At 54.1% G+C, this 20,087-nt stretch carries 18 protein-coding genes; 4 read left to right on the top strand and 14 right to left on the bottom strand.

The features are described 5' to 3' along the window. The first annotated feature begins 32 nt into the window (after nt 1–32). Entirely contained in the window at nt 33–536 is a 504-nt protein-coding gene (locus ACP4CD_RS02360; protein WP_426993289.1) for a putative metalloprotease CJM1_0395 family protein, read from the top strand. On the opposite strand, the gene ACP4CD_RS02355 is transcribed toward ACP4CD_RS02360, so the two are convergent. Both ACP4CD_RS02355 and ACP4CD_RS02350 read right to left on the bottom strand, forming a co-directional pair. Next, entirely contained in the window at nt 537–806 is a 270-nt protein-coding gene (locus ACP4CD_RS02355) for a PilZ domain-containing protein (RefSeq protein ID WP_426993287.1), read from the bottom strand. A gap of 45 nt (nt 807–851) precedes the next feature. Then, the gene (locus ACP4CD_RS02350) at nt 852–1,976 is read right to left on the bottom strand and encodes a glutaredoxin family protein (protein WP_426994650.1); all 1,125 of its coding nucleotides are present in this window, start codon (nt 1,974–1,976) and stop codon (nt 852–854) included. 243 nt (nt 1,977–2,219) lie between these two features. On the opposite strand from ACP4CD_RS02350, the gene mrcB reads away from it, so the two are divergent. Together mrcB and lolA are read left to right on the top strand one after the other, a co-directional pair. Then, complete coding sequence (gene mrcB, locus ACP4CD_RS02345) at nt 2,220–4,553, top strand: penicillin-binding protein 1B (protein ID WP_426993285.1); 2,334 nt, start codon at nt 2,220–2,222, stop codon at nt 4,551–4,553. A gap of 3 nt (nt 4,554–4,556) precedes the next feature. Beyond that, the gene (gene lolA, locus ACP4CD_RS02340; protein WP_071157970.1) at nt 4,557–5,171 is read left to right on the top strand and encodes an outer membrane lipoprotein chaperone LolA; all 615 of its coding nucleotides are present in this window, start codon (nt 4,557–4,559) and stop codon (nt 5,169–5,171) included. 36 nt (nt 5,172–5,207) lie between these two features. On the opposite strand, the gene ACP4CD_RS02335 is transcribed toward lolA, so the two are convergent. The 5 genes from ACP4CD_RS02335 to ubiG all read right to left on the bottom strand — a co-directional run bounded on the left by ACP4CD_RS02335 (nt 5,208) and on the right by ubiG (nt 8,905). Beyond that, nucleotides 5,208–6,095, bottom strand: coding sequence for a GGDEF domain-containing protein (locus ACP4CD_RS02335; protein ID WP_071157968.1), 888 nt, complete (start codon nt 6,093–6,095; stop codon nt 5,208–5,210). Nucleotides 6,096–6,244: 149 nt separating this feature from the next. Continuing rightward, nucleotides 6,245–6,793 (bottom strand): putative Fe-S cluster assembly protein SufT, encoded by a 549-nt coding sequence (sufT, locus tag ACP4CD_RS02330; RefSeq protein ID WP_064027485.1) that lies wholly within the window; start codon nt 6,791–6,793, stop codon nt 6,245–6,247. Between the two features lie 8 nt (nt 6,794–6,801). Continuing rightward, complete coding sequence (locus tag ACP4CD_RS02325) at nt 6,802–7,530, bottom strand: SDR family NAD(P)-dependent oxidoreductase (protein ID WP_426993283.1); 729 nt, start codon at nt 7,528–7,530, stop codon at nt 6,802–6,804. Next, nucleotides 7,521–8,192: an HAD family hydrolase gene (locus ACP4CD_RS02320; RefSeq protein ID WP_426993281.1), complete on the bottom strand. Its 672-nt coding sequence runs from the start codon at nt 8,190–8,192 to the stop codon at nt 7,521–7,523. Before ACP4CD_RS02320 ends, ACP4CD_RS02325 begins: the two co-directional genes overlap by 10 nt. 5 nt (nt 8,193–8,197) lie before the next feature. Further along, on the bottom strand, nt 8,198–8,905 hold the full coding sequence (gene ubiG / locus ACP4CD_RS02315; RefSeq protein WP_426993279.1) for a bifunctional 2-polyprenyl-6-hydroxyphenol methylase/3-demethylubiquinol 3-O-methyltransferase UbiG: 708 nt from the start codon (nt 8,903–8,905) through the stop codon (nt 8,198–8,200). 225 nt (nt 8,906–9,130) lie between these two features. On the opposite strand from ubiG, the gene ACP4CD_RS02310 reads away from it, so the two are divergent. Then, nucleotides 9,131–10,906 carry a GspE/PulE family protein gene (locus tag ACP4CD_RS02310; protein ID WP_426993277.1) on the top strand — a complete coding sequence of 592 codons (1,776 nt, stop codon included), beginning with the start codon at nt 9,131–9,133 and terminating at the stop codon, nt 10,904–10,906. A 240-nt stretch (nt 10,907–11,146) separates the two neighbouring features. Here ACP4CD_RS02310 and ACP4CD_RS02305 read toward each other — a convergent pair whose 3' ends face one another. The 7 genes from ACP4CD_RS02305 to ACP4CD_RS02275 form a co-directional block, all read right to left on the bottom strand. Beyond that, the gene (locus ACP4CD_RS02305) at nt 11,147–11,902 is read right to left on the bottom strand and encodes a hypothetical protein (protein ID WP_426993275.1); all 756 of its coding nucleotides are present in this window, start codon (nt 11,900–11,902) and stop codon (nt 11,147–11,149) included. Continuing rightward, complete coding sequence (locus ACP4CD_RS02300; RefSeq protein WP_426993274.1) at nt 11,899–12,393, bottom strand: hypothetical protein; 495 nt, start codon at nt 12,391–12,393, stop codon at nt 11,899–11,901. Before ACP4CD_RS02300 ends, ACP4CD_RS02305 begins: the two co-directional genes overlap by 4 nt. Beyond that, nucleotides 12,390–13,775, bottom strand: coding sequence for a hypothetical protein (locus ACP4CD_RS02295; RefSeq protein ID WP_426993272.1), 1,386 nt, complete (start codon nt 13,773–13,775; stop codon nt 12,390–12,392). Before ACP4CD_RS02295 ends, ACP4CD_RS02300 begins: the two co-directional genes overlap by 4 nt. Next, complete coding sequence (locus tag ACP4CD_RS02290) at nt 13,760–15,901, bottom strand: GAF domain-containing protein (RefSeq protein ID WP_426993270.1); 2,142 nt, start codon at nt 15,899–15,901, stop codon at nt 13,760–13,762. The genes ACP4CD_RS02295 and ACP4CD_RS02290 overlap by 16 nt, the downstream gene beginning before the upstream one ends. Before the next feature lie 820 nt (nt 15,902–16,721). Continuing rightward, nucleotides 16,722–17,639, bottom strand: a complete 918-nt coding sequence (locus ACP4CD_RS02285; RefSeq protein ID WP_426993268.1) for a hypothetical protein — start codon at nt 17,637–17,639, stop codon at nt 16,722–16,724. Continuing rightward, complete coding sequence (locus ACP4CD_RS02280) at nt 17,636–18,376, bottom strand: glycosyltransferase family 2 protein (RefSeq protein ID WP_426993267.1); 741 nt, start codon at nt 18,374–18,376, stop codon at nt 17,636–17,638. Before ACP4CD_RS02280 ends, ACP4CD_RS02285 begins: the two co-directional genes overlap by 4 nt. After that, entirely contained in the window at nt 18,373–20,085 is a 1,713-nt protein-coding gene (locus tag ACP4CD_RS02275; protein WP_426993265.1) for an AMP-binding protein, read from the bottom strand. Before ACP4CD_RS02275 ends, ACP4CD_RS02280 begins: the two co-directional genes overlap by 4 nt. Nucleotides 20,086–20,087: the final 2 nt, after the last annotated feature.

Here is a 20,087-nt window from a genome sequence, read left to right as displayed (position 1 = left end):
AAAGTACCTGCCTATCCTTTCCGGAGGCCAGCATGTCGATTCCGGCCCTCGCCAACACTCAATTCCCCGACTATTCCGGTCCGGCGAAGAGCGGTTCCGCCGCCGCGCGGCAAGACTCGACCAAAACCCAGCAAACCGGGGCCAGCGCCCAGCTCAGCGACGAACAACTCGCACAAGTTCAAAAGCTGAAAACCCGCGACCGGGAAGTCCGCGCGCACGAGCAAGCCCATCTGAGTGCCGCCGGCGGCCTGGCAACCGGCGGCGCCCACTTTCAGTACGTCACCGGCCCGGACGGGGTGCGCTACGCGACCGGCGGCGACGTCGGCATCGACACGTCGGAAGTCAGCGGCAATCCGCAAGCCACGTTGGCCAAGGCCGATACGATACGCCGAGCCGCCTTGGCGCCAGCCCAACCGTCAGGCCAGGACTTGAGCGTGGCCGGGCAAGCCAGCGCGATGGCGGCCAAAGCGCGCGCCGAATTGCTAAAAAGCCAACAAGCGCCAAACTCCGGCCAGCACCTGAACGTGCGGGCCTGATCAGCTTGCGCCGAACTCGACCGCAAAACCGCCGTTCGGATCGATCCTGACCACCCTGGCCATCTGCACCGGCGCGTCGTCGAACTCGGTGGTCTGGACTTCGACGACCGCCCCCATCGGCGGGATCAATTCCACCGGACAGAACAAATACAACCCGGTTTCGGAGAAATCCCGCATATCGAGGATTTGCGTCTCGGTCGAAACCGGAACCGTCACCCGGATCTTAGCCCGGTGTTTCAGACGCGGATGTCTGCGCTTGTTATCTACCACGAATACTCCCGACTCTCTCCAAGTTCCAATGCGCGCAGCCGGTCCTCAAACCAGCAAATAAAGCCCTAATCCTACCATGACCAGTCCGCTGAGCAATTTGAGCCAACGTCCTTCGCGTTCCCGCAGCCGCCGCTGACTCAGCGTCCAGACGCCGACGGCCAGCACAATCACGTCGTCCAGCATATAGGCGGCATTATAGAGCAGCAAATAACCGTAATATTCGGCCCCTTGCAACTGGCGCAGCGTCAGTATCCGGGTATACAAAGCCGGAAAACCGGAAGTACACATGAACTCGACGACCTGAACCAGCACAGCCAACACCACGGCGCCGACGATGGCACCGAACAAGTTGTCGGCTTGTAGGATGGCCCGCATCCGCGCGTATATGCCCGGCTTGGCGGACGCCGGAATCGATAGCGAAAAACCGCGTCCGAACGCCCAAAAGTCTTTCAGATGGATGGCGCCGGCCACTATCGCGATGGCCGCGATCGCCCACTGCGAGCCGCGCGACCAACCGATCAGCAAAAACAGATTCAGCCACGCCGCCATGAACGCGAAATAGGCGATGCCCTCCACGACCACGAAGGTGCCGGCCACCGCTAGCATCCGCATCCGCTGTTGCATCGGCGCCAGCATCGAGAGCATTAAGAGTAGCACCCACATCGAACACGGATTGAAACCGTCCAGCAAGCCCATTGCCAGCGTAAACAGCGGTAACCCGACCTGATCTAAATCAATCCGCCGGCCCAGGAACGTGAAGCCGAAACGTTCCGGCTGCGAGTCGGGTACCACCGCAGACGTTTCGCAACTTGTCTCGGGGACGACGCTGCAACTGCCGGCGTCGCCGGTCACGATATCGGCCCGCTGCGAGCCCCGCAATGCCGCGCGGATCTGCTCGTCGCTGAGACCGCCCGCGCTATACCCGATAATCCAGCGCCCTCCGACGTAAAACGCCGGTAGGCGCAAACCCGCCATCTCGGCGCCGGCTAGCGACCGCATCCGCGCGGCGGCGTCGGCTTCCCGACTGACGTTATGCACATCGATACGCAAAGTGGGTTGCTCGGCATGCAAACGGTCCAAAAACGCTTCGGCTTGCAGACAATGTTCGCAGCCGTCGCGCACGAACGCTTCGATGTCGGCCGCGTCCGCCGCGCGGAGTCCGGTCTGCATGATCAGCGCGAGTATGCCGCACAGCAGCCAGGGGCCGCATGGTCGGAAAACACTCATGTTGACCCGGAACAACCGTCCGATTGAACTCATCCGTCCCCCTTGCGTCTACCGCCGGTCGGCCGCGTTAGTCGCGACCGAGATAAAATTATTGGATAATACGCCGTTATTGCCAACGACCCGCCTCCACCGCGGTGGAGCCACACCGCAACACGCCTTAGAGCGGCAGACTCCCAACGACACTGAATGGCCAAACGACCCAACAGATACCGAAAACTCACCGTTAGACGCAAAAAAACGCCCTCGAAATCCAACTGGTTGATACGCGGCGCAATCACCGTGGCGCTGGCCGCGTTGGCGGCCCTGGCAATTTATACCTTCTACCTGGATTATACCGTTCGCCAACAATTCGAAGGCAAGCGCTGGTCGATTCCGGCCCGGGTCTACGCCAGTCCGGTCGAGCTTTACAATGGCTACGAGATGTCCGCTAAAAGCTTCGAGGACTTGCTGCAACAACTGCATTACCGGATGGACCCGCAACTGGCCGCCGAAGGCTCCTACGTGGTCAAGGGCAGTCAAATATCGCTAAAATCCCGTGCCTTCAATTTCGGCGACACACCTCAGGAGAGCCGAAAAATCAACGTCGGCTTCGCCGGCGGCGGCGTTGCTAACATAGCCGACGCCGCGACCGGCGAAAGCGTCGCCATCTTGCGGATGGACCCGGTGCAGATCGGCAGTTTTTACCCGACCCGCAAGGAAGACCGCATTCTGATCAAACTGGACGAAGCGCCGCCTACACTGGTGCAAGGCTTGCTGTCCACCGAGGACCGCGACTTTTATCATCATTTCGGCATCTCGCCCAAGGGCATCGCCCGGGCGATGTGGAACAATCTGAAGGCCGGCGGCATGGTGCAAGGCGGCAGCACGATCACCCAGCAATTGGTGAAAAACTTCTTCCTGCACCCCAAACGCACTCTACGGCGCAAGCTCAAGGAAGTGCTGATGTCGCTGATTCTGGAATACCGCTACAGCAAGGACGAGATACTGGAAGCCTACTTGAACGAAATCTTCCTGGGCCAGGACGGTTCCAGCGCGGTACACGGCTTCGGTCTGGCCAGCGAGTTTTATTTCGGCCAATCGTTGAAAACGTTGAATCTGCCGCAGGTCGCTACGCTGGTCGCGCTGGTGCGCGGACCGTCCGAATACGACCCGCGCCGCAATCCGGACCACACTCTGGATCGACGCAATCTGGTGCTGGACTCGATGCTCGCCGAAGGCTATATCGACGAACAACAGGCCAGCGAAGCCAAAAAGCAGCCGTTGGGCGTGGCCAAGGTGATACACCGCTCGGCCAACCGTTTTCCGGATTTCATCGACTTGGTCAAGCGCCAACTTAGACAGGAATACAAGGAAGAGGATCTGACCTCGGAAGGCTTGCGCATTGTAACGACGCTGGACACGCGCACGCAGGACACCTTGGAGCAAACGCTGGCGAACAAACTGAAACACCTGGAGAAAAGCCCGAAAAGCGACGACTTGCAAAGCGCCGCCATCGTCACCCGCCGCGACAACGGCGAGATCGTTGCGTTGGTCGGCGGTCGCGACAGCGCGGTCACGACCGGCTTTAACCGGGCGCTGGACGCGGTCCGGCCGATCGGCTCGTTGATCAAACCGGTGGTATATCTAACCGCGCTGGAACACCCCGACCGCTACACGATCGCCACGCCGATCAGCGATACCGCGATCGCGTTGGACGACGGCAGCGGCAAAACCTGGTCGCCGGATAACTACGACAATCGCGAGCACGGCGTGGTACCGCTGCATACCGCGCTGACCCATTCCTACAATCTGGCGACGGTGCGGATCGGCATGGACATCGGGTTGGGCAAAATCGCCAACACCCTGAAGGCGATGGGCGTGTCGCGGCCGGTGAATCTATATCCGTCCTTCCTGCTCGGCGCCCAAGCCCTGACGCCGTTCGAAGTCACCCAACTTTACCAGACCCTGGCCGGCGACGGCTTCGCGACGCCGCTACGCTCGATTCGGGCCGTTAATGCCGCCGACGGCAAGGCGTTGCAAAGCTATCCGTTCACGGTCCATCAGGCCGTCGATCCCGCCGCCGCCTTCATCACCAACACGATACTGCAGGAAGTGATGTATGCCGGCACCGGCCACTCGGCCTACAGCTACATGCCGCAAAGCATGGCGCTGGCCGGCAAGACCGGCACCACCAATCAGTTGCGGGATAGCTGGTTCGCCGGTTTCAGCGGCGATTTGTTGTCGGTGGTTTGGGTGGGCCGCGACGACAACAAGCCGACCGGCCTGACCGGCGGCAGCGGCGCGCTGCAAATCTGGGCCGATCTGATGCGGCAGGTCTCGAAAAAGCCGGTCAGTCTGATCCGGCCGGACAATGTCGAAATGAAGTGGATCGATCCATCCACCGGCTTGCTCAGTACCGAGGACTGCCCCGGCGCCAAATTACTGCCCTTTATCGACGGCTCCGGCCCCAGCCAATTTTCCGAATGCGGCGGCGGCGGCGAAACCGACGGCAACTGGCTTAACAACCTCAATCCTTTTTAACCGATGAAAATTCTTAGCTTCGTTTTTTGCCTGATATGCGCCACCCCATTGCACGCGGAGGAAACGCCGATCGCCCGATTGAAAACTTTTTTGGCCGGCTCGAGCGCGCTGGCCGCCGACTTCCGCCAAGTGACCCTGGACAAGAGCGGCAAACCGGCACAAACCAGTAGCGGCAAGTTTTATCTGAGCCGCCCCGGCAAATTCCGCTGGAATTATCAAAAACCCTTCGTCCAGGAAATCGTATCCAATGGCGGCAAGGTCTGGTTTTACGATGCGGATTTGGAGCAGGTCACGGTCAAGCAATTGGACGATTCGCTGGGTTCGACGCCGGCCTTGCTGTTGACCGGTCAAATCGACATCGAAGAGAAATTCACGTTGCGAGAGCAAGGCGAGGACGAAGGCATGAATTGGGTGAAATTGTCGCCCAAGAACGAGGAAAGCGGCTTCAAATACATCCTGATCGGCCTGGAGCGCGACCAGTTGGGCGGCATGGAATTGAGCGATAATTTCGGCCAATTGACGCGTATCTATTTTTCCAACATCCAAATCAATCCCAAGCTGGAAGAAGCCTTGTTTAACTTCAAAGCGCCCAAGGGCGCCGACGTGTTCGAAAACTAAGCGGCCGGAACCGGCAAGATTTTGCCGGCCTTGCCGTTAGGCGGCCAATTCCACCCGGTTACGGCCGCGTTGTTTGGCCGCGTACATTGCTTTGTCGGCGCGCTTGACCAGCGATTCCGCGCTGTCGTCGCCTTGCAGCGTGGCAACGCCCAAACTGGCGGTCAAATTCAACACATCCATGCCGTAAGCCAGGGTATGCGACTCGATGTCGGCGCGCAGACGCTCGGCGATAATCCCGGCGCCGTCGATGTCGGTGTCGGCCAATAAAATCACGAACTCTTCGCCGCCGAAGCGGTAAACCGCATCGCTGCCGCGCACGCTGTCGCGTAACCAGGCGGCCACCGATGCCAAGGCCAAATCGCCGCAAGCATGGCCGTATTGGTCGTTGATATTCTTAAAATGATCGATATCGACGAAGACCAAGGACAAATGCTGGCCGTGGCGTACCGCCCGCTTGACCTCGCGTTGCAAGCTATCGTTAAAGGCCGCGCGATTGTTGGTTTTGGTCAACGGATCGGTATACGCCATCCGCAAGGCTTGTTGAAACAGCGTGGCATTGCGTAACGGATAAATCAGACAGCACAACAGGCTTTCCAGCATTTTCAGCTCTTCGCGGCCGAAGCGTTGGGTACGGGTCAGCTTCAGTTCGCCCAGCTCCTGCTCCTCGACTTTCAAGACATAAGAGCATGAGTGGCGGGCCATCACCCCGCGCTGATAGTGCATGTTGAACAGCGGATGGTTGTATTCGACGCCGTTGTGCGGGATCGTAGCTTGAATCTTGTTGCAGAAAATACCGATCAGTTCGTCGAACTCCAGCGTAGTTTGCAAGGCACTGCTGATGTCGTAATGATGAAGATTGACCGCCGTCGAGGCTTCGAAGGTTTTGTTGCTGACGACGGCTAATTCGGCGGATTGTTCTTTCATGACGGTCCCCAGTGATCGAGTTGGCGTTCAAGCCATCGAAAGCCAGGACCGTGCCAGCTTGTTTTAAGCGTTTTTTTCAATTGGTTAATAAATTAAACGCCGATTCGAAGCGGCAAGGCGGCAAATTTCCGCCGGATTCCCGGCGCCGCTCAAAACAGACCCAATTGAACCTGAGCCACTTCCGACATCATTTCCCTGGACCAAGGCGGATCCAAGACCACTTCGACGTCCACGCTATCGACGCCGGGCAAACCGCGGATACACTTCTCGACGTCGCCTTGAATCACCGGACCCATGCCGCAACCCGGCGCGGTCAACGTCATCCGTATCCGGACGTCGTGACCACCGTTGGCGTTGGCCGTCACGTCGCAACCGTAGACCAAGCCCAAATCGACGATATTCACCGGAATTTCCGGATCGTAGACGGTTTTCATCACTTCCCAGCAATTGCGCTCGACCGCCTGTGCATCGGTTTCCGACACCAGGGTCTGCAAATGCTGAGGCTCCTTGCCGAGCGCGTCGGCGTCGACGCCGGCGATCCGCACCATGTGGCCGTAATCGGTGAAAACCGTATAGTTACTGCCCAAGGACTGGTGGATCGTGACTTCCTGACCCTTGCGCAACATGCCGTGATGGCCGTCGGGAATCGTGACGATGTTGACGTCACGGTTTAAAAACACCACTTCTCTGTCTGCCATAGCTCGTTTCAACGGTTGAATGTCTGGGCGTCAATAATTTGACCGGTGACGCCGAGGCTGGCGTCGCTGAATAAATAAACGTAGGCCGGCTGCAAACTGGCGGGCGCCGGCAGCGCCGCCTTGTCTTCGGCCGGATAGGCCTTACGCCGCAACGGACTGTCGACCGGCCCCGGCACCAAGGTGTTGACCCGAATTTTGCCGGCGGATTCCAACTCAGCCGCCAATATCGCAGCGAAACCTTCCAATGCGATTTTAGAAACGCCGTAAGCGCCGGAATAGGCCTGGCCCTTGCGAGCCGAGGAGTCCGATGTAAACACAATCGCGGCATGCTCGGCCGCCAGCAATACCGGCAGCAAAACCCGGCAGAGTAAAAACGCCGCGTTCAGATTGACGTTCAACGCATGCCCCCAATCCTTGGTTTTGTAATTGGCGATCGGGCTGAACGCGCTGAATTCCACCGCCGAATGCAATACGCCGTGCAATGCGCCGAAGCGCTCGGCGATGGCGTCGGCCATTTCCTGATATTGAGCTTCGGTGGCGCCAGCCAAATCGAAAGGGTACATCGTCGGTTCCGGACCGCCGGCCGCGACGATCGCGTCGTAGGTCTTTTCCAATTTAGGGATGCTGTTGTCCAGCAAAATCAGGCTGGCGCCCTGCCCGGCCAGAGCCAGCGCGGCCGCGCTCCCTAAACCGCCGCCGGCGCCGGTAATTAAAATAACTCGATCGTTCAATGACATAGACTGGTTTGGATCCATTGCGTCAGTTGACGGGGATGTTCGATCATCGCGTCCGCCCCCCAAGTGTCCGGCTGGTCGTCGCTGTTCAAATAGCCGTACAAGGCCGCGAGAGTTTTCATGCGGGCGTTTTTGCCGGCGGCAATGTCGTGCGGCGCATCGCCAATGTAAACGCAGCGCTCCGGCGTTACGCCGGCCAACCGGCAAGCTTCGAACATCGGCTCCGGATGCGGCTTGCTAAACGCGGTGGTGTCGCCGCTGACCGCGCAAGCCACGCGCGTATCCAGCGCCAGCGCTCGCAACAACGGCGACGTAAATCGCTGCTTTTTGTTGGTCACGACCCCCCACTTCAAACCGGAGGTTTCGATGGCGTCCAGGCAATCGACGATGCCGTCGAAAAAGCGACTGTGTTCGGCAATATTGGCCTGATAGGCGTCCAACATGTCGCTCAACATCGTTTGCGCCGTGGCTTCGTCCACCGTAACCGCTTGCCGAATCATCGCCATGGCGCCCCGCGAAATCGCCGGCTTCACCGTCGCCGGATCAATTTCGGCAAAACCGTGCGCCGCCAGGGTTCGATTTAGACAGGCGATCAGGTCCGGCGCGGTATCGACCAGCGTCCCGTCCAAATCGAACAAGACGCACTCGAGTTTGAAGTCGGTCATGCGGTCTATTCCGGACGCGCGAATGCGGCAATGTAATTGACGTCGATATCGCGGCCCAGGCTGAAGCGCTTGGCGAACGGGTTATATTCGATGCCGGTCATTGCCTCCAATTCCAAACCGCCGGCCCGCGCCATCCGATCCAATTCGGCCGGTTTGATAAAGGTCTTATATTCGTGAGTGCCCTTCGGCACCATTTTCAGCAGATGCTCGGCGGCGACGATCGCCAGCAGCCAAGCCTTCGGCACCCGGTTCAAGGTCGAAAAAAACACCAGACCGCCCGGTTTGACCAGCGTCGCGCACGCCTTAACCACCGAAGCCGGATCGGGAACGTGCTCCAGCATTTCCATACAGGTCACCACATCGAAGCCACCCGGTTCCTCGGCCGCCAATTGTTCGGCGCTGACTTTACGGTAATTGACCGACACGCCGGTTTCCAGGCTGTGCAGATCGGCGATATCCAGCAAATCTTCGCTCAGATCGATACCCAAGGCATCGGCGCCCTGCCCGGCCAAACCTTCGGTCAGAATGCCGCCGCCGCAACCGACGTCAACCACCCGCTTGCCGGCCAAATCGACTTGCCGGCCGATGAACGCCAAGCGAAGCGGATTAACGGCGTGCAAGGTATGCAATTCGCCGTTCGGGTCCCACCAGCGCTCCGCTTGAGCGCCGAACTTATGAATTTCGTGAGGATGTACGTTGTCTGCTGCCGTCATGATCTACCGCGCGCTGTGTAAGTTGGCGATAGTTTACTTTAACACTAGGTTATTCGTCATGCGGCAACTGCAAGCATTCGGTTCGCCGCGACCCGCATCGTCGAATGGCGTTGAAATCGGCCGTCCAAGCACCCAAGATTGTCAGCGTTACTCGAGACGGGCAATTCTCCCCAACTTCCGCCGGATTTGGCTAGACTAAGCCTTCCACTCACCCAGAAGCGGCGTATGCGGGAAGAAAGCAAGACAGAAGACCACAAGCTGGACATCCAGCGCATTATCCAGTGGCTGGACAACGACGGCGTGTTGTCGAAAGCAGACTTGGAAAAATGCCGCCAATACGCGGCCGCCAAAATTAACCTCAACAAGCATCCGTTGAAAATTTTGAGCGAATGCGAATTGGCCGACCGCAGTCAACTCGGCAAGCTGCTGACTCAGGAAGACCTCACCCAATGGCTGGCCAAAAAACTTGCCCTGCCCTACTACTATTTCGACCCGCTGAAAATCGACGTACCCAGCGTTACCGCGATCTTCAGCAAGGCCTATGCGGTCAATTACAACATCCTGCCGATCAAGATCAACGACGAGGAAATTGTCGTCGCCACCGCCGAGCCCTTCATCCGCGCCTGGCAACTGGATCTGGCCAAGATGCACCACGGCAAGATTCGCTGCGTGTTCGCCAATCCCGACGAAATCAAGCGCTATCTGGACGAGTTTTACAACTTTTCGCAATCGCTGAAAGGCGCGCAAACCCAAAACGAAGGGCGCGGCGGCGGCCAGAACTTCGAGCAATTGGTCGAACTCAGCAAAATGGCGGACCTGGACGCCAACAACCAGCACGTCGTCAATCTGGTCAATTGGCTGCTGCAATACGCTTTCGACCAACGCGCCAGCGACATCCACATCGAGCCACGCCGCCAGCAAGGCAACGTGCGCTTTCGGATCGACGGCATCCTGCACCACGTCTACCAGTTGCCGATGCCGATCATGAACGCGGTGTTGAGCCGGCTGAAAATCCTGGGACGGATGAACATCGCCGAAAAGCGTTTGCCGCAAGACGGCCGCATCAAAACCCAAATGAATGCCAAGGAAATCGAATTGCGGCTATCGACAATGCCGACCGCGTTCGGCGAAAAACTGGTGATGCGGATATTCGACCCGGAAGTGCTGCTGCGCGATTACGAACAACTCGGCTTTAACAAGCAGGAATTGGCGATCTGGAATCGGATGACCGGCCAGACCCACGGCATCATCCTGGTGACCGGGCCGACCGGTTCCGGCAAGACCACGACGCTGTATTCGACGCTGAAACGGCTGGCGACGCCGGAAATCAATCTGTGCACCGTCGAAGACCCGATCGAGCAAATCGAACCGGTCTTCAACCAGATGCAGGTGCAGGCCAATATCGGCCTGGACTTCGCCAGCGGCATCCGCACCCTGCTGCGCCAGGACCCCGACATCATCATGGTCGGCGAAATCCGCGACTTGGAAACCGCCGAAATGGCGGTGCAAGCCTCGCTGACCGGCCATCTGGTCATCTCGACGCTGCACACCAATAACGCCCCGGCCGCCGTCACCCGCTTGCTGAATTTGGGCGTGCCCGGCTACCTGATTCAGCAAACCGTATTGGGGGTGATGGCGCAACGTTTGATTCGGGTCTTATGCAAGCATTGCAAAACGCCGGTCGCCGTCGACGACGCCCAATGGCAAGCCCTGGTCGCGCCGTTCCGAGTGGCCCCACCCAAGCAAATCCACCGCGCCACCGGCTGCAAGGAATGCCGCAACACCGGCTTCGCCGGCCGGATAGGCATCTACGAAATCTTCGAGAACAGCCAGACTTTGGAAAAACTGATCGTCGAAGGTTGCGACACGGCCTTGCTGCAAAAACAAGCCATCAAGGAAGGCATGCGCCCGCTCCGCCTCAGCGGCGCCGAAAAAGTCGCGGCCGGCATCACGACCATCGAAGAAGTCCTCCGAGTCGCGCCGGAGCGGATTGAATTTTAGCGGTCGGCGGAATCGCGGGGCAAAGTCTAGGCGCGGCTGAACCAGTGACGATGACATGTTCGATCATCGCATCCGAAGAATTATCCGTAGAGGAATAACACCGTTCTAGAAGTTGTGAATTGCAGAAATCGACCCTTTTCGGCCAATCGTCCTATTGAATTGAATGACTAGAATCTAGTCCAAACCAGCCACAGGTTATTGACCGATTTAGGCAGTTGCTAGTCTGCAACTGTAATTCGATTAATTTAGATTTCTATTTAAGTTTTTTAGCAAAACTTTATTGGTTTCATTGTTCATTGGACTACTAAGTATTTCGGTGATATATGACCTAATTAACGATTTTGATTGGTTATCCAATGAAAACCAGATTTGCTGTAAAAAGTTGCAACTATTTTCGGCTTTTGTTTGGTCTTCACCTGCCAGCATTTGCAGATTTTTTACAACATCTAAAGCATAAATATAAGTATTGATTTGCTGGGAACTGGCAGATGCTTCATTTGACATGTTTATTATTTGATCAGTAACAATAGCAAGTTGTATTTCAGCTATAAGAATTGGAAGTTTCTTTGAGCATTCTAATGCTTGTATTAAATTATCGATTTTAGACAATAATCTTGTTTTTAACCAAAGATAGACCGCAACAGCCAGTTGAGTAATCATAACAAAGAAGCTTAAAAAACCGATCATGGTTGTGGTTAAAGAACCAGCATCCGACTGTTTTCGCCAAGTTTTCAGCTCTTCATCCTTATACGATTTCAGGTCTTTATATGTATCCTCCGATTTCTTTTGTGCTTCTTCAGTTTGAAGAATACGTTTGTCCAAGGCTTCAATCATTTGTCTTTCAGTAGACTGAGAACTCTGACCACCAGCTAATATAGGTTGCTTTTTATCGTCACTATTGCGAGATGTGTTTAGTTTTTGATTGGATTTTACTGGATCAGAAACTACAACTTGTGGCGCACTCAAAAACAATATTATAAAAATAATTTCCCTCATAAAGATTTTGTCCAGTATATTATATTTTTCTCTGCCTCAACCTTGCCTCCGTCCTTATCAATTTTACTAAGCCAAACAGTATGATCGCCATTATTATTTTGTGACTCAATAATATTTCTATAGTGCGAGTTGAAATATAACTTACTAAGCGAAGTCAGCATCAATACTTTATGTTGCCTCCATAAGTCCTGTTGTGGCGAATCTCCGTCAGCATTGCGTATATAGTTACGCAGTACCCGCTCGCCAGTATCGTGACCTTTATTCGTGGTTATAAGTGGCATATCAAGATCTGAGAGGTCTTCTGTCTCAATTAAAACATCTAGCACAAAACCGGCAACTAGTTCGGGTGTGCTTGAATAGCGATTTACGGCATCGCCAAATTGCTTCAAGTTATTGCAAATAACCAACTCGAATTTGGTTTTTAATATCTCTTCAACTTTTTGATTAAGTTCCGGCTTGTCTTCCAGCCAGATAATAATTTTCTTGCTCATTGACGGCTCCTGATAATAGTAATGGAAAAACTTGCTTCAGCAGGTTTCTGTAAATCCTGGGTTTGAGCAAACTCACAGCGCCAATTGAGAATTTTTTCGCAAATCAAACGCACCGAGCACAAACCATAGCCCCAACCTTCAGTGTTACCACGCGATAATCCACCTCGTTTGCCCGGTGCGAATGGCCACGAACCCGTTAAAGATTCATCAAATTTGGAACGATTGATAACAGTTAGCCTGTGATGGTTTGCTTCAATCTCAATAGCAGAATTTTGTAAAGCATATTTGCTAGCATTATCTAGTAGATTTCTCAAAATACGTGACAGGGCTTCTTGATTGGTCTTCCAGACAACATCGTCACTAATCATTCGGTCGGTATAAATACCCTTGTCTTTAATAACTTCTTTATAACCTTTTAGTTCATTATCTATTATTTCCGACATCGATATTAATTCGGTTTTATTATCGTTATAAGCCAACCCTAAAAAAGCGTAGATATTGGCATTGGATAAATTATCCAGTTTATTATGTAGATTTTTATGCTGTTTTCTGGCATGAGCATAATCCTGTCGCATCTCGTGCGCTGTCGCTTCCAAGTGTTTAAGCTTATCCGCAACTTCAATCGGAATTTGGACTGTATATGCAGCCATTTCAGATAAAACATGACGAACATATTGTAATTTCTTATCGAGATTTTCGACTTTTCCCATTATAAAAGCTACATCTTCTTTAGTTTCATGTAGCATTATATTGCGAATGATTGATTCTTCGTCTTTAATAAAACCAATCTGTTCCAAAGCTATAACAATCTGGCTATTAGCCAAATGAATGGTATGTAACCAATCCTGACTGAAATTGGAAAAGCGATCATTATGCAGACTGACAAAACCAATTACTTCATAGCATTTTTCATCAGTTTTTTCATTTTCAATATGGCGTATCAAAGGAAATGCCATTACTTCTTGAAAACCGCGCTCAATGAAAAGAATTTGTCTTTTACCAGTGGGATCTGAAGTTATCCAGTCATCGTATAAAGAGATTACCCCCTGTTTAGCCTGTCTATCATCGTAAAAAGTAGTTCCCTCACGGTTAAAAAAACGCCCCACTTTAAACAAACCTGAAGTATTAATAATCAGTTTGCCATTTCTAATACGGATACCGCGCTCATCATAATCAGCTGAGAATGATTGTAAAAAATGCTTGCTTGCGTCAGATTGGAGAGCTGTTCTCTTGTTTGAAAACAGGAAACTAATATTGCCATCGATGTCTTTTATAGAATCACAAAATATACTTTGATCCGAACTTCCACTGAGTACAAATCGGTCTCGACGCTGCTCCGACTTTAACCAGATGTTGGCGGTACGGCTTAAAAAATCTGGCATAACTCCTGGCAAACCTGATCAAAAAAACTGGTGTAAATAGCATTGCCGCCAAAAACTTCCTGGTCGGAAAAGCGATGTTTTAAAACGGCAGCACTAATTTTGGATAACGAATGCAATAACTGTTGACGATAAAAATATGGAGCCAATACGCTGGCGACTTGTTGTATCCGTAAACGAAGAGACCAGCGGAAATGATGTGGCTGGGATCCTTTAATCTCAATAGCACCCATCAATCGCTGCTCCATGTGTAAAGGCATAACCATGATGGATTTTGGGCGACGGTATTGAGGATAACTTTTTGCCGCCGGTTTTGATGCGTCTATATTCGGTTCGTACAAAAATCGGTTTTGTTGGATGCTTTGGTAACAATAGGATAATTCGCCTGCTTTCTCTTTGAACTCTCTTCGAATTTTATCCATAGCGTCCTGACGTCGTTGCAACGAGGACATAACTCCTGCGTCGTCTGATTCATCAGCCACAATGCGCAAATAACATTGGCTGTCCCCATAGTCTTTTTGATATAAGCTGACACCAACGTCAGCACGAGTAAGTTCTCTTAATAATCGGCAAGCATATTTTCCGCTTTCACCCAGAAAATTAATGTTTGTTTGAGTGGACACGAACTTCTTCGAACTAAAGTGACGTTGCAACCAATCGCTGAGTAATTCTACGCGCCAACTTTGCGTAGCTAGACGGTTCATTCGTGATGAAAATAGTGTATTGACGTATTTAACACCTAGGCTTCTATTTTTGAATTTGCTAACGATTTCCACATTGCTTGTTTTTAACCAGAGATTTTCTTCCAATGGTTTTTCCCTGAGTTCATCGCATTCAAGCCCATTATCTAAAATACAATAACCATCATCTTTGTAACTAGGATTATCTATAATATGGATTCCAATATCAGAATAATTTACTTTAGCAAAATAACCTTTTATCGCGCTGTTTTCTTCGCTAGCAAATGCTGAATAAATGCCAAGTAAGAAATCATCATCCCTGTGAAGATGATTTAATGATTTCTCGAAAAATGGTTGCATTTCAGCCAGAAAACATACCCATGTCCCCAGTAAAGAAATATCCCTAAAAGCCAAGTCATAAAGTATTAATTTTTCTACTTCAATTTTTCCAATATAACGCCATGCTCGACGAAAAATATCAATATAACTATCGCGATGGAGTTTTTCTATATTGCATCGACGTAATAAGACAGCAACCAGGTTTTCTGTCTCCGGACACTCGGCAACGTTTAAAGCAAATGCTGATAAGTAAGCCAAAAAGCAATATTTGAAATATATCCCTTGTCGCACGTAAAACAAATATTGATTATGGATATGTTCACCGTCGAAAAATGGCGGTGTCACTCCGATTACCGAAGGATGCTTATTGTTAATATAGAAAAATTGAATGGACCATTTTGGCAGACCAACCGCTTTTTTTAAGATCCCCACGGCACCAGGGAATTCAAGCTGTAGCTTAATATCGTCCCGCTTTTGGTAAAACCAGCAAATCACCAGTACTTGCCAAAGCGGTTCCATTCGCGTCAGATCATGATATATAGGAGGATTGCTAATTTTTGTTCGCCACAAGATTGCCTGAATGAATGGCATTAAAAACAAAAGGAGCTTTATGGCGGTTTGGCCCCGAATGTCTTCAATAATGGCAAAATCCTTATGTTGACTCAGCGTATAAAACTCTTCAGAAAACTCGGCTTCCAAAGTACCCAGTTTGTCATAAGTTGGTGGCGTACTGGAGAATTTAATTTTGCTATCAATTCGCTGTTCAATATACTGAAATAACTTGCTTGAAATCTCTGTTAATTTATTTGAAAAACTTTCAAATAAATTTGGGGTTAAGAATTCTTCAATATCCTGCTTCAGATTTTTTTTATTATCTTCACCTGCATACAAGGCTTGAATGTTTTTATTGTTCCTCATGTTATATACATCTTTCGGCAACGAATACAAAGTAGTCATTTCCATAGTGCTAATCGGGATGTTAGCGGTATTCGAGGTTGAATCCATCAGCACTTGCAGAAAATAATTTGCCCGAATGCTTTCCGATGAATTAATATCTTTAGTTTGAGACAATAAGAAACTATCTAATTCTATTTTCGTTCGCTCACTCATTAAATCTCCTTATATTTATCAATATCTGAGGCAGTTTCTATCCGCTACACCGAATTATTATCAACTATTTTCCGAGACTGTCATGGCCGCGAGACTCACAGCTAATGTCCCCTCCGAAATTCCCGGGGCGGTTCATGCCAATATTCGCAGTATCAAGGAATCACTGGCCCATAGCAATTCCTACGTGACGATGACCTACCCTCATTCGCTGCCGAATCTAACAATCAAGGAAGGGAAAAGTCGTTTGATTTTTAGTTACTCATGTGATTGGCGACAATAAAGCGGTTTGCAGTCATTTGAGCAACGGGTGCCCTGCGTCTGCAAATGGCCGCCTGCGGCCGTACGGCGTACTCGCCGCGCATTAGCAATCCGTAAAAACCCCGCCGGAAACCCAGAGCCGGAACATCTTAAGCCGTCACCGATAACCAGCAATAAGTTCAATTGACCATCCGCGAACTTACCGAATATCTCCCAACTTGGGGCCATACGCGCCATTCTTAAAACTCAGTATGAAAGTCGTTGGACACGGTCAGGACATCACTGTGTCGGAACAACATCAATCGCGGCTGAAGCCGCTCCCACTCCGATCTTTTTTCATTCTCCGAGGCAAAATCGCGTTGATGAACGCTAGGTAAATCCAGTGAAATGGCCCGTTTGTTCTGATCAATCGCGGTGCGACGGTTAAAACGGGGATTGGCTGTCGCGCTGTTATGGCTGCCGAAATGCAGCGACGACCGTGGATCGACGCTTGCCGTTTATTGCACTGGATACCCTCTTCCCGGTTGGCATGACGGCTTTGTTTGAATCTGTATAAGCAGAATCACTCCCGCCAGAAATCGTAAAAATTAAACCATTGTCGCGGGGCGGCCAGACAATGGTGTTGCAAACGCTCGGCGTAGCGGCGGACGGCGGCATGGATGACCGCGTCGCGGTTGGCGCGGGTCCAGGTCAAGCCGTCGCTGAACGGCTCGAAAATGATCCGGTGCCGGCCGGCCTGTTTGATGCAGAACAAGCCGTACACCGGACACCGCAACAAGCCGGCCAGCACGAACGGACCCTGCGGCAACGGCACCGGCGCGCCGAGAAAGTCAGCCCAGGCTATCCGGCCGCCGCCCACCGGCGTTCGGTCTGCGGCGATGACCACCAACTCGCCCTGCTCGATTTTTTCGGCCAAGCGCATCGCCACGCCGGCGTCGATCTCGGTGACTTGCAGCAAGTTCAGCGCGCTAGCCGGATTGTAGCGCGCCAACAAACGGTTGAAGCGCTCGGCATGCTTGGTGTGTACCAGCACGTTAATCTTGACGTTCGGATCGCGCCGGGCCATGACCCGGCACACTTCGGGATTGCCCAGATGGCAGGCCAACAGCAACGCGCCGCGCCCCCGCCCCAAATCCGCCAGCAGCCGTTCCCGGCCCTCGAATTCGACGGCATCCGCCGGCAAGGCATCGGCCCAGGCCGCCATTTTGTCGATAATGGCATTGGCGAAGGCGATGAAATGCCGCCAACTCCGCCAGTTCAAATGCTCCGGCCGCTCGCCGTTAAATACCGCCAAACGCCGCCAAAATTCGCGACTGGCCTGTCTGGCGCTAGGATGGCTTAGCCAGTAATAACTGACCACCGGATATAAGAACGCCTGCAACAACGGCCGGCCGCCGTAACGGAACACGCCGAACAGCAAGCGCATGCCCCAAACGCAGGTCGATTCGCCGATTTGCGCCCAATGGCCGGCGGCCTTCATCGCAAACGCCTGAGCAACAAAACCGGCAGTCTGAGCAGCATCCCGAAGAACAGCCGGGCGTGCGTCGCGGAAATCAACGCGTTATCGCGGAACAGCCGAAAGTGCGACACGCCGTCTTCCGGATAACGCACCGCCGTCGGCAGATTGAGCGCGGCGACGCCTTGCCAATGCAGCCGGACCACGATATCGATGTCGAAGGCCATGCCGCTAGCCACGCGTTGCCCCGCCAGCAGGCGTTCGACCGCCGCCAGCGGATACAAGCGAAACCCGCACATGCCGTCGGCGATGGCATCCGACCAGGTGTTGATACGAATCCAGAAGTTGGTGATGCGCCGGCCGTGTACCCGGCTCCGCGGCGCGTCGGCGCCGTAGCGCGGCGCACCGAGTATCATCGCGTCCGGGTAAAGACGGGCCAGAGCCAGAAACGCTGGAATATCGGCGGCGTCGTGCTGGCCGTCGGCGTCGATTTGCAAAGCGTGACTGAAGCCGCGCGCGCTGGCCTGACGAAAACCGTCAATGACCGCCGCGCCCTTGCCGCCGTTGGCCGGCCGTTCCAGCAAGCTCAACCAATCGCCTTGCGCGGCGGCCAGCTCGCGTAACACTTGTCCGCAGGCCGGCGAGCTGCCGTCGTTGACCAATAGGCAGGACAATCCGTGCGGCTTGAGCCGCGCCAACAAGGCCGGCAGCGCCCGCTCGTGGTTGTAAACCGGAATCACGATGCAGACCTTGATCGTCATGATTCGGCGTAGAGCAAGCGGCCGGAGCTATAGACCCGGTCGGCGTCGCGAAACTCGAAGCCCAACCGGCCGGCAGCAGCCCGCCAAGTCAAATTCAACTGAAGTTCGCTATCGGGCCGTATCGGCTGCACGAATTTGATCGCTTCCAAACTCCGAAACGGCACGACGAAACCGAACAACAACCGGCCGTAATACTCGACCCAAGCCAACTGCACCACGCCGGGCAAGATCGCGAACCGGGGAAAATGGTCGGCGAAGTAACGCAAATCGGCCGGGATCTTCAGCGTCAACTCGGCGCCGTCGCCCGACCAGCGCACTTGGCGCGGCAACGGCAAGCGATCGTCGCTGACCAACCAGCGCCGCAATGCCGGCACATCCGGCTTGCCCGCCGAGGTTTCCGGCAGCCTCGAAAAAAACAGCCAGCGCCTCGGTAACAGCACCGCCTCGAAATGCCGCAGCAGACCTTCTCGCAGCTCGGCTATCAGAGCCTTGCGGCCGTCGCCGAGCAGTAAGCGATGGCCGGTCGCGGACAACACCCCGGCCACCGCGACGGCATCGCGCCGGCCGCTGATCGGCAAGGCCACGGCTTCGGCCAGCCAGCCGCCGGCCAATAAGCACTGCTCCAATTCGGTTAACGACAAACGCTTTTCCTCGATCTTGACGATGCGGTCGCGCCGGCCCATCAGCTCGAAACATCCGTCGGCCCGCCATGCCAGCGCATCATCCAGCGGATAGGGCTCGGCATCCGGTAAATAGGGCGAACTCAACTCGCCGTCGGGACTTAGAGTCAGCCCGGCGAACAAGCGCCAGCCGTTGTCGGGAAAGCGGCGCCAAGCGATGCCGCCGGTTTCGCTACTACCGTAAATTTCCAGCGCGGCCAGGCCGGTTTGCCGCGCCAGGCACTCGGCGGCGGCGGCCGCCAGCGGACCGCCGGAACTGAAGACGGCTGGGAAACCGGCAATCTTGGCCCAAGGAGATTCGGCATCCAGGCGCTTCAGATGGGCCGGGCTGGCAATCCAGCAAACGCGCTCCGGCAAGCCGGCCGCATCCAACGCGGTTTCGCTGATAAAACCGCGACCGGCCGCCAACGGCCACAACACCCGAAACAACAAACCGTAAATGTGTTGATGACCGACGGTGCCCGCTACCCGGCAGGCGCCGAGCAAGCCGCCCCACTGGGCTTCCAGGCCGGCGACTTCGCGCCAAAGTTGGCGTTGGCTTTTAAAAATGGGCTTGGCGACGCCGGTCGAACCGGAGGTAAACAAGGCGAGGTCCGGCGGTTGGCGATCAGTCCCGCTCGCCCAGGCCCGCCAAGCGGTCCAGGGTCGGCTAAAACAGGCCGGCTCGGGCGCTTGGGCGTCGGTTGCGCCACTCGCTTCAGTGGAGATGGCTTTGAAATCCGGCCCGCTCAAGCCTTGCGCCGGCCAATCGCCGAGCAAGCGGCAGTCTTCGCTTTCCAGCAAGGCGCCGGTATCGGGCCGGTTATTCGCCGCCAGCCAGACCTGCTTGCCGGCCTGCCATAACGCAAACAACAACACCGCGAACGGATAGGCATCCTGGCAATACAAGCCGTAACGCGGATGGGAATCGGCGGCAAAACGCTCGGCCCAGGCCGCGACGGCCAGCCGGAAATCGCCGCGCGTGTAGCATAGACCGCGATGCCAAGCCACCGGCCGGCCGTCGTCGGCGCTATCGAAAGCCCGAGCCACGC

This window comes from Methylomonas stagni (assembly GCF_050154735.1).
GTDB lineage: Bacteria > Pseudomonadota > Gammaproteobacteria > Methylococcales > Methylomonadaceae > Methylomonas > Methylomonas koyamae_A.
This window is presented reverse-complemented; position numbering and strand designations above follow the sequence as displayed.

Bases quoted from the DNA above. Each gene is read 5' to 3' on its own strand.
- ACP4CD_RS02325 (WP_426993283.1), bottom strand. From the start codon at position 7,530: ATGTCATTGAACGATCGAGTTATTTTAATTACCGGCGCCGGCGGCGGT.
- ACP4CD_RS02350 (WP_426994650.1), bottom strand. From the start codon at position 1,976: ATGCAGACCGGACTCCGCGCGGCGGACGCGGCCGACATCGAAGCGTTC.
- lolA (WP_071157970.1), top strand. From the start codon at position 4,557: ATGAAAATTCTTAGCTTCGTTTTTTGCCTGATATGCGCCACCCCATTG.
- ACP4CD_RS02290 (WP_426993270.1), bottom strand. From the start codon at position 15,901: ATGAGTGAGCGAACGAAAATAGAATTAGATAGTTTCTTATTGTCTCAA.
- ACP4CD_RS02285 (WP_426993268.1), bottom strand. From the start codon at position 17,639: ATGAAGGCCGCCGGCCATTGGGCGCAAATCGGCGAATCGACCTGCGTT.
- ACP4CD_RS02360 (WP_426993289.1), top strand. From the start codon at position 33: ATGTCGATTCCGGCCCTCGCCAACACTCAATTCCCCGACTATTCCGGT.
- ACP4CD_RS02295 (WP_426993272.1), bottom strand. From the start codon at position 13,775: ATGCCAGATTTTTTAAGCCGTACCGCCAACATCTGGTTAAAGTCGGAG.
- ACP4CD_RS02305 (WP_426993275.1), bottom strand. From the start codon at position 11,902: ATGAGGGAAATTATTTTTATAATATTGTTTTTGAGTGCGCCACAAGTT.
- mrcB (WP_426993285.1), top strand. From the start codon at position 2,220: ATGGCCAAACGACCCAACAGATACCGAAAACTCACCGTTAGACGCAAA.
- sufT (WP_064027485.1), bottom strand. From the start codon at position 6,793: ATGGCAGACAGAGAAGTGGTGTTTTTAAACCGTGACGTCAACATCGTC.
- ACP4CD_RS02300 (WP_426993274.1), bottom strand. From the start codon at position 12,393: ATGAGCAAGAAAATTATTATCTGGCTGGAAGACAAGCCGGAACTTAAT.
- ACP4CD_RS02335 (WP_071157968.1), bottom strand. From the start codon at position 6,095: ATGAAAGAACAATCCGCCGAATTAGCCGTCGTCAGCAACAAAACCTTC.
- ACP4CD_RS02280 (WP_426993267.1), bottom strand. From the start codon at position 18,376: ATGACGATCAAGGTCTGCATCGTGATTCCGGTTTACAACCACGAGCGG.
- ubiG (WP_426993279.1), bottom strand. From the start codon at position 8,905: ATGACGGCAGCAGACAACGTACATCCTCACGAAATTCATAAGTTCGGC.
- ACP4CD_RS02320 (WP_426993281.1), bottom strand. From the start codon at position 8,192: ATGACCGACTTCAAACTCGAGTGCGTCTTGTTCGATTTGGACGGGACG.
- ACP4CD_RS02310 (WP_426993277.1), top strand. From the start codon at position 9,131: ATGCGGGAAGAAAGCAAGACAGAAGACCACAAGCTGGACATCCAGCGC.